Origin of the sequence: Curtobacterium sp. PhB136 (genome assembly GCF_004346855.1) — a bacterium.
Classification (GTDB): Bacteria; Actinomycetota; Actinomycetes; order Actinomycetales; family Microbacteriaceae; genus Curtobacterium.
In genome coordinates this window covers 49,301-62,578 of sequence record NZ_SMGH01000008.1, presented here as the reverse complement: position 1 = coordinate 62,578, position 13,278 = coordinate 49,301, and the positions used below count along the sequence as shown (strand labels likewise).

Genomic DNA, 13,278 nt, shown 5'->3' with positions numbered 1-13,278 from the left:
GAGCCTCATGACCGACAGCACCAGCACCAGCACCGATGCGGTCCTCGACCGCGCGCGCTTCGGTGCGGACGGGCTGCTCCCGGCAGTCGTGCAAGAGGAGTCGTCCAAGGACGTCCTCATGCTCGGCTACATGGACCGGGAAGCCCTCCGCCGCACCCTGACCGCGGGGCGGGTGACCTTCTGGTCCCGCTCGCGGCAGGAGTACTGGCGGAAGGGCGACACCTCCGGACACGCGCAGTACGTGCGCGCCGCAGCGTTCGACTGCGACGCGGACACCCTCCTCGTCACCGTGCAGCAGGTCGGTGCCGCGTGCCACACCGGGGCGCACCGCTGCTTCGACGTCGACCCGCTCGACCCGACGACCGCGACCGCACCCGACACGACGGGGGCGACCCGATGACGAACGCGACCACGTCGCCTGCCCCGGCGGTCTCCGACGAGCCGCACACGACCTCCCGTCCGGAGTTCGACGACCTGGTGGCGGACGGCCACCGCGTCGTCCCGGTGGTGCGTGCGCTGTACGCCGACAGCGAGACCCCGGTCGGCGTCTACCGGAAGCTGGCCGACGGCCGGCCCGGTTCCTTCCTGCTCGAGTCCGCCGGACAGGGCGGTCTCTGGTCCCGCTGGTCCTTCGTCGGCGTGCGGAGCTTCGGCGTCCTGACGCAGGAGGGGGACCGCGCCGCCTGGATCGACACCGGCATGAGCGCCGAGCGCGCCGTCGGGTCGCTCGACGGCGAACCGCTCCACGTCCTGGCACGGCTCCACGAGCGCTGGGCGACCCCGCGCGTCCCCGGCACACCGCCGCTCGTCGGCGGGACCGTCGGGTTCATCGGCTGGGAAGCCGTGCGGCAGCTCGAACACCTGCCGAACGTCCCGCCGGCCGACTTCGACGTCCCCGGGCAGTCGCTCGCCTTCGTCGCGGAGCTCGCCGCCCTCGACCACCGCACCGGGCTCGTGCTGCTCGTCGCGAGTGCGCTGAACGACGGCACCGACGACGCCGACACGCTGTGGGCCGGGGCGCAGGAACGACTCGACCGGATGCAGGCCGACCTCGTGCAGCCGAGCATCGCCACCGTCGCCGAGGCGTTCGAGATGGCCGAGCCGACCCCGACGCACCGGTCGACGCCGGACGAGTACATGGCCTCGGTCGTGCGCTCGAAGGACTTCATCCGCGACGGCGACGTCTTCCAGGTCGTCATCTCGCAGCGCTTCGACCACGACGTCACGGCGGACCCGCTCGACGTGTACCGGGTGCTCCGCACGCTCAACCCGAGCCCGTACATGTACTACCTGTCGCTGCAGGACACCGCGGGCAAGCCGTTCTGGATCGTCGGCGCGTCCCCGGAAGCACTCGTCAAGGTGCAGGGCGGCCGGGCGATCACGCACCCGATCGCCGGTTCACGCCCGCGCGGCGCGACGCCGGAAGAAGACGTCCGCTTCGGCGAGGACCTGCTCGAGGACCCGAAGGAGCGCGCCGAGCACCTGATGCTCGTGGACCTCTCCCGGAACGACCTGCAGAAGGTCTGCGAACCCGGCACCGTCGCGGTGACCGAGTTCATGACCGTCGAGCGGTTCAGCCACATCATGCACCTCGTGTCGAGCGTCGAGGGCGTCCTGCGTCCGGACGCCTCGGCGATTGACGTGTTCCGGGCGACGTTCCCCGCCGGGACCCTGTCCGGTGCGCCGAAGCCGCGTGCGCTGGAGATCATCGACGAGCTCGAACCCGCCAAGCGCGGGGCGTACGCGGGGGTCGTCGGCTACTTCGACTTCGCCGGGGACGCCGACCTCGCGATCGCGATCCGCACCGCGCTCATCCAGGACGGCGTCGCCCGCGTGCAGGCCGGTGCCGGTCTCGTCGCGGACTCCGACCCCGCGACCGAGCACGCCGAGGCGGTCAACAAGGCCGCGGCGCCGCTCCGGGCCGTCGCCACCGCCAACCGGATGCGGGAGGTCCGTTCGTGAAGCGCTCCCGCCCGCTCGTCGTCGTCATCGGGCTCGCCGTCGCCGGCATCGTGATGCTCTCCTGGACCCAGACGTGGTTCACGGTGCACCTCGACACGTCCGCCGCGGTCACCTCGACCGTGGTGGCCGACGGGTCCAAGGCCGTCCCGCAGTTCACCGCGCTGGCGATCGCGTCGCTCGCGCTGTTCCTCGCGATGACCATCGCCGGCAAGGTCGTCCGCATCGTGCTCGCCGCGATCGAGATCCTGCTCGGCCTCGGCATCGTGGTCTCCGGCATCACCGCGCTCCGTGACCCGGTCGGCGCCGCGAAAGGCGCCATCGGGGACGTCGCGGGCGTCAGCGACCTCGCTGCCGTCCGGCGCATCGTGACGAGCGTCGACGTGAGCGCGTGGCCGGCCGTCGGCATCGCCGGGGGAGTCCTCGCGGTGCTGCTCGGGGTCGTCGTGCTCGTCGTGCAGCGGTCCTGGCCCGGGCCGAGCCGGAAGTACGCGGCGAACCCGGCGGGGGCCGCGCCGAAGGCCGCTCCGGTCCAGCGCGACGCGATCGTGGACTGGGACGACCTGAGCGCCGGGGTGGACCCGACGGACGCCGGGCCCGACGCCGCTGTCGTGGGCGCGCACGACGCCACCGTGGTGGACGCGCCCGAGGCCGCCGTGGTGGAGCCGACCGGAGCCGACGACACGATAGGATCGGGAGTGCGCCGGTCGACCGACGGCGCCACCGACCACGAGGAGCACCGTGAGCACCACTGAGCCCGCAGAACTCGGCGAAGGCCACTCGCCGGCAGCCTGGACGTCCGTCATCATCATGCTGGTGGCGTTCGCGATCGGCACGATCTGCTTCTGGTTCAGCATCGTGTGGGGTGTCTGGGCCGCTGCCGCGCTGCTCGTCGTCGGACTCATCGTCGGCTACGTGATGGGCAAGGCCGGCTACGGCGTCAACGGTCCGAAGTACGTCGCCAAGCACCACAACGAGTAGGCCCGGCATGCCGAACGTGCTCGAGACCCTCGTCGCGGGCGCGCTCGAGGACGCCGCAGCCCGTCGCCTCGACCGCCCGTACTCGGACGTCGAACGCGACCTCGACCGGGTGGCATCGCCGCTCGACGCCCTCGACTTCCTCGCGCCCGGTGACCGGGTCAAGGTCCTCGCTGAGGTCAAGCGGGCCAGCCCGTCGCGCGGTTCGATGGCCCCGATCGCCGACCCGGCTGCCCTCGCGGCCGAGTACGAGCGTGGCGGTGCCTCCGCGATCAGCGTGCTGACCGAGGGACGCAAGTTCCTCGGCACGCTCGCCGACCTCGAAGCGGTGAAGGCCCGCGTCACCGTCCCGGTGCTCCGCAAGGACTTCATCGCCGACCCGTACCAGGTGATCGAGGCGCGGGCGTCCGGAGCGGACCTCGTGCTGCTCATCGTCGCCGCGCTCGACCAGCCGCAGCTGACCGAGCTGCACGCCCTGGCCGAGGAGCTCGGCATGCGCGTCCTCGTCGAGGCCCACTCCGCGGACGAAGTCGCCCGTGGCCTCGACGCCGGTGCCCGCATCCTCGGGATCAACGCCCGTGACCTCACCGACTTCTCGCTCGACCGCGACCTCTTCGGTTCGCTCGCCGACCGGATCCCCGCCGGGGTCGTCCGCGTCGCCGAGTCCGCGGTGTCCGGTCCCGCCGACGTCGCCCACTACCGCGCAGCGGGTGCCGACGTCGTCCTGGTCGGGGAAGCGCTCGTGACCGGCGCCGACCCCGCAGCAGCCCTCGCGTCGTTCCTCGACGCCTGACATCCCGTCCGGCCCCGCGCCGGACAGATCCGTCCGGCACCGTCCGGACTCGTCTGGAGCACCATCGTGACCTCACTCCGCGACCTCCACGGCCCGTACTTCGGCGACTTCGGCGGACGGTTCGTCCCCGAGTCCCTCGTGCTGGCGCTCGACGAGCTCGAAGCCGCGTTCCGCGAAGCCTGGGCGGACCCGGCCTTCCACGCCGAACTCGACGCCCTGCAGCGCGACTACACCGGTCGGCCGTCGATCATCACCGAGGTGCCCCGGTTCGCCAAGCACGCCGGGGGCGCCCGGGTGATCCTCAAGCGCGAGGACCTCAACCACACCGGCTCGCACAAGATCAACAACGTGCTCGGCCAGGCCCTCGTGGCGAAGCGGCTCGGCAAGACCCGCCTCATCGCCGAGACGGGTGCGGGCCAGCACGGCGTCGCCACCGCCACGGCCGCCGCCCTGTTCGGGATGGACTGCGTCGTGTACATGGGCGCCGTCGACACCGACCGTCAGGCGCTCAACGTCGCGCGGATGCGGCTGCTCGGCGCCGAGGTGATCCCGGTCGAGACCGGCTCGAAGACCCTCAAGGACGCGATCAACGACGCCCTCCGCGACTGGGTCGCGAACGTCGACTCCACGCACTACCTGCTCGGCACGGTCGCCGGCCCGCACCCCTTCCCGGAGATGGTCCGCGAGTTCCACAAGGTGATCGGCGTCGAGGCGCGTCAGCAGGTCCTCGACCTGGTCGGCCGCCTGCCGGACGCCGTCGCCGCGTGCGTCGGCGGCGGGTCGAACGCGATGGGCATCTTCGAGGCGTTCCTCGACGACGAGTCCGTCCGGCTGCACGGGTACGAAGCGGGTGGCGACGGCGTCGAGACCGGTCGGCACGCGGCGAGCATCACGCTCGGGCGTTCCGGTGTGCTGCAGGGGGCGAAGTCGTACCTGATGCAGGACGAGGACGGCCAGACCATCGAGAGCCACAGCATCTCCGCCGGCCTCGACTACCCGAGCGTCGGGCCCGAGCACGCGTACCTGGCGTCGATCGGCCGCGCGCAGTACGAGCCGATCACCGACACCGAGGCGATGGAGGCGTTCCGGCTCCTCAGCCGCACCGAGGGCATCATCCCGGCGATCGAGTCCTCGCACGCACTCGCCGGCGCGATGAAGCTCGGCAAGGAGCTCGGACCGGAGGGCGTCATCCTGGTGAACCTGTCCGGGCGCGGTGACAAGGACGTCGCCTCCGCCAGCCGGTACTTCGGCATCCTCGACGAGAGCGCGGTGCAGCTGTGAGCACGACGAACCCCACCCCGACCCGGACGGTCGCGTCGACGATCGACCGCGCCAACGCCGACCGTGACGGTGCCGTCATCGGCTACCTGCCCGCCGGGTACCCGGACGTGCAGACCAGCGTCGACGCGGCGGTGGCCCTCGCCGAGAACGGCGTTGACGTCATCGAGCTCGGCCTGCCGTACTCCGACCCGGTGATGGACGGCCCGGTCATCCAGCGCGCGGCCGAGGAGTCGCTCGCGAACGGCTTCCGCGTCGCGCAGGTCTTCGACGCGGTCAACCAGATCACCGAGCGGGCCGACGTCCCCGTGCTCGTGATGACGTACTGGAACCCCGTCCTCCGCTACGGCGTGGAGCGGTTCGCAGACGACCTGGTCGCCTCCGGCGCCGCCGGGCTCATCACGCCGGACCTCATCCCGGACGAAGCCCGGGAGTGGATGGACGCCTCCGAGCGCACCGGCCTCGACCGGGTCTTCCTCGCTGCGCCGTCGTCCTCGGACGTCCGGATGCGCCAGGCCGTCGAGGCCAGCCGCGGGTTCGTGTACGCGGTGTCGACGATGGGTGTGACGGGTGCGCGTGCCGGGGTGGACTCCGCCGCGCGCACGGTCGTCTCGCGGCTCCGTGACGCCGGGGTCGCCCGCACGTGCGTCGGCCTCGGGATCTCCACCGCCGACCAGGTGGCCGAGGTCCTCGACTACGCCGACGGTGCGATCGTCGGGTCCGCGTTCGTCCGCGCCCTCGCGGACCTCGGGGTCACGGGCGTCGGCCAGCGCGCAGCGGAGCTGACGGCGGGCGCGCGCCGCCGCTGACGCAGCGTCCCCTGACGATCCGGACGGGAGGCCCGGCTCGCGTCCGCCGGATCGGCGGACGTCAGCCGGGCCTCCCGTCCACCGCGCATCACGGTTTCCACAGACAGCCGCCGCTGGTTCCTGACCACCGCGCCACCCGCGCTACAGTGATCCGGGGCCGAAGCAACGTGATCGGCGTCCCCGCCCGGCCGCAATGAAAGGCACCGCACCTCCATGCCCCTCCTGAGCATCCCGAGCCCCAGCACGGCCTGGCAGTACTTCGACCTGACGGCCTGGCTCCGCGACGTGTTCGGCTGGTCGCTGCCCCTCGACTTCCGCATCCACGCGTACGCGATCTGCATCCTGCTCGGGATCGTCGCGGCCGTCATCGTGACGAACCGCCGCCTGAACGCCCGCGGCGTCGAGCGCTGGATCATCATCGACATCGCGATCTGGGCGGTCCCCGCCGGCATCATCGGCGGCCGCCTGTTCCACGTGTTCACGCACGTCAGCGACTACTTCGGCCCCGGCATCGACCCCTGGTCCTTCCTCTACATCTGGGAAGGCGGCCTCGCGATCTTCGGGGCGCTCATCCTCGGGTCGGTCGGCGCCTACATCGGCTGCCGTCAGGTCGGGCTCCGCTTCACCGCGTTCCTCGACGCCGTCGCGCCCGCGATGCTCCTCGCCCAGGCGTTCGGTCGCCTCGGCAACTACTTCAACCACGAGCTGTTCGGCATGCCGACCAGCCTGCCGTGGGGTCTGCAGATCGAGTCGTCGAACGCGGCCTACCCGACCGGCCTGCCCGAGGGCACGCTGTTCCACCCGACGTTCCTCTACGAGATCATCTGGAACGTCCTCGGCTTCGTCGTGATCATCCTGCTCGACCGCAAGTTCTCCCTGCAGTGGGGTCGCGTCCTCGCGCTCTACCTCATCTGGTACGGCGTCGGCCGGTCCTTCCTCGAGTCGATCCGCGTCGACACCAGCGAGACCTTCTTCGGCATCCGCACGAACGTCTGGGCCGCCTTCGCCGCGATCATCCTCGGCGTGATCATCTTCTGGGTGCAGTCGAAGCGGCACACCGGCAAGGAGCCGAGCCCCTACCGGCCCGGTCGCGGGCCCGCCGCGAAGTCCGATGTAGACTCGGACGACACCTACTCGGAGCACGGTGAGGACGCACCCCTCGTCACCGGTTCCGGTTCGGTCGCCACAGCAGTCGACCGTTCCTGAGTGCGCACGCCGTCGGGCCACCAGCTCCTGACGGCGAGCACGGGCACCAGTCCCGCCCGCTCCGGGCGGAACGCATCGTCGGGCCACCGCTGTCCCTGTTCCACTTCCTCGTGAGGACGGTTCCCCATGGCGCTCCTGCCACCCCAGTACTCGTCTCCGGCCAAGGCCGCCGCAACGGCCACGGCCGGTGTTGCACGGCTCCGTCCGGCGCACCAGCGGTTCTCCGCGGTGCCCGAGGCCACCGGCATGTACGACCCGACGAACGAGAAGGACGCCTGCGGCCTCGCGATGGTCGCGACGCTCCGTGGGACGGCCGGCCACGACATCGTCGACGCCGCACTCGGAGCGCTCCGCAACCTGGAGCACCGCGGCGCGGTCGGCTCGGACGCGGGCACCGGTGACGGCGCCGGCATCCTCTGCCAGGTCCCCGACGAGTTCTTCCGCGCGGAAGCGCCGTTCGCGCTCCCGGCAGCGGGGGAGTACGCCGTCGGCACTGCCTACCTGCCCGTCGACGCGGCCGACCGCGCCGCCGTGAAGACCGCGGTCGAAGCGGTCGCCGTCGACGAGGGACTCCGTGTCCTCGGGTGGCGCGAGGTCCCCGTCCGCCCCGAGGTCCTCGGCACCCTGGCGCGCGCGGCGATGCCCGCCTTCGAGCAGCTCTTCGTCGCGTCGACCCGGCACGACGACCAGGGCGAGACCTGGCGCGGGATCTCCCTCGACCGCCAGACCTTCCGACTGCGCAAGCGCGTCGAGCGCGAGCACGAGATCTACTTCATGTCGCTCTCGAGCCGCACCATGGTCTACAAGGGCATGGTGACGACCCTCCAGCTCGAGCCGTTCTACCCCGACCTCAGCGACGAGCGCTTCGCGTCGAAGCTCGCGATCGTGCACTCGCGGTACTCGACGAACACCTTCCCGTCCTGGCCGCTCGCGCAGCCGTTCCGCACGCTCGCGCACAACGGCGAGATCAACACCGTCCGTGGCAACCGCAACTGGATGCGGGCGCGGCAGTCGCAGCTCGAGAGCGAACTGCTCGGGGACATGGCGCCGCTGCTGCCGATCGTCAGCCCGGGTGCGAGCGACTCGGCGTCCTTCGACGAGACCCTCGAACTCCTGACCCTGACGGGTCGGTCGCTGCCGCACGCGGTGTCGATGATGGTGCCGGAAGCCTGGGAGAACCAGGTCGACATGGACCCGGACCTCCGGGCGTTCTACGAGTACCACTCGATGCTCATGGAGCCGTGGGACGGCCCCGCCGCCATCACGTTCACCGACGGGTCGCTCGTCGGCGCCACGCTCGACCGCAACGGTCTGCGCCCCGGTCGCTTCCTCGTCACCGACGACGGTCTCATCGTGATGGGGTCGGAGACCGGCGTCATCGACGTGCCCGCAGCCAAGGTGGTCCGCAAGGGCCGCCTGCGTCCCGGCCGGATGTTCCTCGTGGACACCGAGGCCGGCCGTATCATCGAGGACGACGAGGTCAAATCGGGCCTCGCCGGCTCCGGGCCGTGGGGCGAGTGGCTCGAAGCCGGTCGCATCAACCTCCGCGACCTGCCCGAGCGTGAGCACATCGTGCACACCCCGGCGTCCGTCACCCGCCGGCAGCGTGCCTTCGGCTACACCGAGGAAGAAGTCCGCATCCTCCTCCGCCCGATGGCGCAGACCGGCGCGGAGCCGCTCGGTGCGATGGGGTCGGACACGCCGATCGCCGTGCTGTCCGAGCGCCCCCGGCTGCTCTTCGACTACTTCACGCAGCAGTTCGCGCAGGTGACGAACCCCCCGCTGGACTCCATCCGCGAGCAGGTCATCACCTCGATGGGGATGGGCCTCGGTCCCGAGCGCAACCTGCTCGACGCGGGGCCGGAGCACGCGAAGCAGATCGTGCTCGACTTCCCGGTCATCGACAACGACCAGCTCGCCAAGGTCCAGCACTTCGAGACCGAGTCCGGCCGGCACCTCACCGTGACGATCAAGGGGCTGTACCGCGTCGACGCCGGCGAGCAGGCGATGGAGCAGCGCATCCAGGCCGTCTGCGACGAGGTGGACGAGGCGATCGAGTCCGGCAAGCAGTTCATCGTGCTGTCTGACCGTGACGGCAACGCCGAGAACGCGCCGGTCCCGAGCCTGCTGCTGCTCGCCGCGGTCCACCACCACCTGATCCGCACCGAGCAGCGCATGAAGGTCGGGCTCATCGTCGAGGCCGGCGACGTGCGGGAGGTCCACCACGTCGCGACCCTGATCGGGTACGGCGCGTCGGCGATCAACCCCTACCTGGCGATGGAGACCTGCGAGAACCTGGTCCGCCAGGGGATGATCAGCGGGATCACGCCGGAGCAGGCCGTGAAGAACGTGATCAAGGCGCTCGGCAAGGGCGTCCTGAAGATCATGTCGAAGATGGGCATCTCGACGGTGTCCAGCTACGCGGGCGCCCAGGCGTTCGAGGCGGTCGGGCTCTCCCAGGCGTTCGTCGACCGGTACTTCACCGGCACCTCGTCGATCCTCGGCGGCGTCGACATCGACGTCATCGCGAAGGAGAACGCGGAGCGCCACGTGCAGGCGTACCCGCAGGACGGTGCGGTGCTCGCACACGAGCGCCTGCAGACCGGTGGCGAGTACCAGTGGCGTCGCGAAGGCCCGCCGCACCTGTTCAACCCGGACACGGTGTTCCGCCTGCAGCACGCCACGCGTGCCCGCCGGTACGACATCTTCAAGGAGTACTCGAGCGCGGTCGACGACCAGTCCGAAGCGCTGATGACCCTCCGCGGGCTGTTCCGCTTCAAGCACGGCGAGCGGAAGCCCGTCTCGCTCGAGGACGTCGAGCCGATCGAGTCCATCGTCAAGCGGTTCAACACCGGCGCGATGTCGTACGGCTCCATCTCGAAGGAAGCCCACGAGACCCTCGCGATCGCGATGAACCGGCTCGGCGGGCGGTCGAACACGGGTGAAGGCGGCGAGGACGTCGACCGCCTCCTCGACCCGGAGCGCCGCAGTGCGATCAAGCAGGTCGCGTCCGGACGCTTCGGCGTCACGAGCATGTACCTGACGCACGCCACCGACATCCAGCTGAAGATGGCGCAGGGCGCGAAGCCGGGCGAGGGCGGCCAGCTGCCCCCGCAGAAGGTGTACCCGTGGGTCGCGCGCACCCGGCACGCCACCGCGGGCGTCGGGCTCATCTCGCCGCCGCCGCACCACGACATCTACTCCATCGAGGACCTCAAGCAGCTGATCTTCGACGTCAAGCGCGCCAACCCCTCGGCACGCGTGCACGTCAAGCTCGTCAGCCAGTCCGGCATCGGCGCGGTCGCGGCCGGCGTGACGAAGGCCCTCGCCGACGTCGTGCTCGTGTCCGGCCACGACGGCGGCACCGGCGCGTCCCCGCTGAACTCGCTGAAGCACGCGGGCACCCCGTGGGAGATCGGCCTCGCCGAGACGCAGCAGACCCTGATGCTCAACGGCATGCGGGACCGCGTCGTGGTGCAGGTCGACGGCCAGATGAAGACCGGCCGCGACGTCGTCGTCGCCGCGCTCCTCGGCGCAGAGGAGTACGGCTTCGCGACCGCACCACTCGTGGTGGAGGGCTGCATCCTGATGCGCGTCTGCCACCTGGACACGTGCCCGGTCGGTGTCGCGACGCAGAACCCCGAGCTCCGCAAGCGCTTCTCCGGCAAGCCGGAGTTCGTCGTGAACTTCTTCGAGTTCATCGCCCAGGAAGTCCGCGAGATCCTCGCTGAGCTCGGCTTCCGCACCCTCGACGAGGCGATCGGCCGTGCCGACGCACTCGACGTCGACCGTGCGGTCGAGCACTGGAAGGCGTCCGGTCTCGACCTCGAGCCCGTGCTCACCGGCCCGGACTTCGCTGCGGACGAGCCCCGTCGGCACCACCGTGAGCAGGACCACGAGCTCGAGCAGCACTTCGACGTGCCGCTCATCCACCAGGCCTCGGACGTGCTCGAGCACGGGGGCACGCTGACGCTCGACCTGCCGATCCGCAACACGGAGCGTGCGGTCGGCACGATGCTCGGCCACGAGGTCACCCTGCGCCACGGTGAGAACGGCCTGCCCGCCGGGTCGATCGACATCACGTTGCGCGGTTCCGCGGGGCAGTCGCTCGGGGCCTTCCTGCCCGCAGGCATCACGCTGCGGCTGATCGGTGACAGCAACGACTACGTCGGCAAGGGCCTCTCGGGCGGTGACATCGTCGTGCGTCCGACCGAGACGAGCGCCTTCGAGCCGTCGGAGAACGTCATCGCCGGCAACGTCATCGGCTACGGCGCGACCCAGGGCAGCATGTTCATCCGCGGCATCGTGGGCGAGCGCTTCCTGGTCCGGAACTCCGGCGCCACCGCGGTGGTCGAGGGCGTCGGTGACCACGCGCTCGAGTACATGACCGGTGGTCTGGCGCTCATCCTCGGGGAGACCGGCCGCAACCTCGGTGCCGGCATGTCCGGGGGCACCGCGTACGTCCGTGGCCTCCGCACCGAGCACGTGAACCAGGACTCGCTCGGCAGCGGGGAGCTCCGGCTCGAGGAACTCGACAGCGCCGACGTCGCGATCGTGACGGACCTGCTCCAGCGGCACGCCGCCGAGACGGGGTCGACCCTCGCCGCCGACCTGCTCGAGTCCGGCGACCTGTCCGACTTCGTCAAGGTGCTGCCGCGCGACTACGCGGCGGTGCTCGAGACCCGCAAGCAGGCCCTCGACGAGGGCCTCGACCCCGATGGCGACGTCGTCTGGAATCGCATCATGGAGGTAACCGGTGGCTGACCCCAAGGGATTCCTGAAGGTCCAGGAACGCGAGCTGCCGAAGCGTCGGCCCGTCCCCGTGCGGCTCATGGACTGGAAAGAGGTCTACGAGCAGCAGGAGTCCGGCCAGCTGAAGCGCCAGGCAGGCCGCTGCATGGACTGCGGCGTGCCGTTCTGCCACCAGGGCTGCCCGCTCGGCAACCTCATCCCGGAGTGGAACGACCTCACGTGGCGCGGCGAGGGTCGCCAGGCGATCGAACGCCTGCACGCGACGAACAACTTCCCCGAGTTCACCGGCCGGCTCTGCCCGGCCCCCTGCGAGTCGTCCTGCGTGCTGGGCATCAACCAGCCCCCGGTGACGATCAAGCAGGTCGAGGTCTCGATCATCGACGAGGCGTTCCAGAAGGGCTGGGTCACCCCGCACCCGCCGGAGCGCCTGACCGGCAAGACGGTCGCCGTCGTCGGTTCCGGCCCCGCCGGGCTCGCCGCCGCGCAGCAGCTGACCCGTGCCGGCCACACCGTCGCGGTGTACGAGCGCGACGACCGGATCGGCGGGCTCCTCCGCTACGGCATCCCGGACTTCAAGATGGAGAAGCGCCAGATCGACGCGCGCCTCGCCCAGATGCAGGCCGAGGGCACCCGCTTCCGCGCGGGTGTGGAGATCGGCCGCGACATCACCTGGGACGACCTGAAGTCCCGCTACGACGCGGTCGTCGTCGCCACGGGTGCCACGGTCCCGCGTGACCTGCCGATCCCGGGGCGTGACCTCGAGGGCGTGCACTTCGCGATGGAGTACCTCGTCCAGCAGAACCGTGCGGGCGCCGGCACCGTGGTCGACAACCAGATCACGGCCGAGGGCAAGCACGTCGTCGTCATCGGCGGTGGCGACACCGGCGCGGACTGCATCGGCACCGCGCACCGTCAGGGCGCGCTCAGCGTCACCAACCTGGCGATCGGCAAGCAGCCGCCGCTCGAGCGTCCGGACACCCAGCCGTGGCCGATGTTCCCGACCGTGTTCGAGGTCACGAGCGCCCACGAAGAGGGCGGGGAGCGCAGCTTCCTCGCCTCGACGGTCGAGTTCCTCGCCAACGAAGCCGGCGAGGTCCGTGCGCTCCGCGTCGCGGAGACCGAGTACCTCGACGGCCGTCGCGTCCCGAAGGCCGGCACCGAGCGCGAGATCCCCGCGGACCTCGTCCTCGTCGCGATGGGCTTCACCGGTCCGGAGACCGACACGCTCGAGCCGCAACTCGGGCTCCCGGTCGCCGTCTCCGGTGCCGTGGCCCGTCAGGCCGACTACACGACCAACGAGCCGGGTGTCTTCGTCGCGGGCGACGCCGGCCGTGGCCAGTCGCTGATCGTCTGGGCGATCGCGGAGGGCCGTGCGGCCGCCGCGAAGGTCGACGAGTACCTCGAGGGCACGACGATGCTGCCCGCCCCGGTCAAGGCGACCGACCGGGCGATCTCCATCTGATGCCCACCTCAGGGTGAGCGGGAGGCCACCAGCACTCGATA

Annotated in this window: 10 protein-coding genes; all 10 read left to right on the top strand. The window is 70.9% G+C overall.

Features of this window, described 5'->3' with window-relative positions; all coding sequences use genetic code 11:
- Positions 1–7 precede the first annotated feature (7 nt).
- The 10 genes from hisI (at position 8) to EDF27_RS14195 (ending at position 13,237) form a co-directional block, all read left to right on the top strand.
- The gene (hisI, locus tag EDF27_RS14240; RefSeq protein ID WP_132049529.1) at positions 8–400 is read left to right on the top strand and encodes a phosphoribosyl-AMP cyclohydrolase; all 393 of its coding nucleotides are present in this window, start codon (positions 8–10) and stop codon (positions 398–400) included.
- Positions 397–1,962: an anthranilate synthase component I gene (locus EDF27_RS14235; RefSeq protein WP_132049527.1), complete on the top strand. Its 1,566-nt coding sequence runs from the start codon at positions 397–399 to the stop codon at positions 1,960–1,962. Before hisI ends, EDF27_RS14235 begins: the two co-directional genes overlap by 4 nt.
- Positions 1,959–2,714: a Trp biosynthesis-associated membrane protein gene (locus EDF27_RS14230; protein WP_132049525.1), complete on the top strand. Its 756-nt coding sequence runs from the start codon at positions 1,959–1,961 to the stop codon at positions 2,712–2,714. The genes EDF27_RS14235 and EDF27_RS14230 overlap by 4 nt, the downstream gene beginning before the upstream one ends.
- Positions 2,701–2,940 carry a DUF6704 family protein gene (locus tag EDF27_RS14225; RefSeq protein ID WP_123653547.1) on the top strand — a complete coding sequence of 80 codons (240 nt, stop codon included), beginning with the start codon at positions 2,701–2,703 and terminating at the stop codon, positions 2,938–2,940. Before EDF27_RS14230 ends, EDF27_RS14225 begins: the two co-directional genes overlap by 14 nt.
- A gap of 16 nt (positions 2,941–2,956) precedes the next feature.
- On the top strand, positions 2,957–3,730 hold the full coding sequence (gene trpC / locus EDF27_RS14220) for an indole-3-glycerol phosphate synthase TrpC (RefSeq protein ID WP_132049822.1): 774 nt from the start codon (positions 2,957–2,959) through the stop codon (positions 3,728–3,730).
- 66 nt (positions 3,731–3,796) lie between these two features.
- Complete coding sequence (gene trpB, locus EDF27_RS14215) at positions 3,797–5,011, top strand: tryptophan synthase subunit beta (RefSeq protein ID WP_123653546.1); 1,215 nt, start codon at positions 3,797–3,799, stop codon at positions 5,009–5,011.
- A gap of 41 nt (positions 5,012–5,052) precedes the next feature.
- Positions 5,053–5,817 carry a tryptophan synthase subunit alpha gene (gene trpA, locus EDF27_RS14210; protein ID WP_243698384.1) on the top strand — a complete coding sequence of 255 codons (765 nt, stop codon included), beginning with the start codon at positions 5,053–5,055 and terminating at the stop codon, positions 5,815–5,817.
- 213 nt (positions 5,818–6,030) lie between these two features.
- Complete coding sequence (gene lgt, locus EDF27_RS14205; protein WP_123653544.1) at positions 6,031–7,023, top strand: prolipoprotein diacylglyceryl transferase; 993 nt, start codon at positions 6,031–6,033, stop codon at positions 7,021–7,023.
- A 246-nt stretch (positions 7,024–7,269) separates the two neighbouring features.
- Positions 7,270–11,787, top strand: a complete 4,518-nt coding sequence (gene gltB, locus EDF27_RS14200; RefSeq protein ID WP_132049820.1) for a glutamate synthase large subunit — start codon at positions 7,270–7,272, stop codon at positions 11,785–11,787.
- Complete coding sequence (locus EDF27_RS14195) at positions 11,780–13,237, top strand: glutamate synthase subunit beta (protein ID WP_123653543.1); 1,458 nt, start codon at positions 11,780–11,782, stop codon at positions 13,235–13,237. Before gltB ends, EDF27_RS14195 begins: the two co-directional genes overlap by 8 nt.
- Positions 13,238–13,278: the final 41 nt, after the last annotated feature.

Coding starts and splice junctions, on each gene's coding strand:
- lgt (WP_123653544.1), top strand. CDS start 6,031: ATGCCCCTCCTGAGCATCCCGAGCCCCAGCACGGCCTGGCAGTACTTC.
- hisI (WP_132049529.1), top strand. CDS start 8: ATGACCGACAGCACCAGCACCAGCACCGATGCGGTCCTCGACCGCGCG.
- EDF27_RS14235 (WP_132049527.1), top strand. CDS start 397: ATGACGAACGCGACCACGTCGCCTGCCCCGGCGGTCTCCGACGAGCCG.
- gltB (WP_132049820.1), top strand. CDS start 7,270: ATGTACGACCCGACGAACGAGAAGGACGCCTGCGGCCTCGCGATGGTC.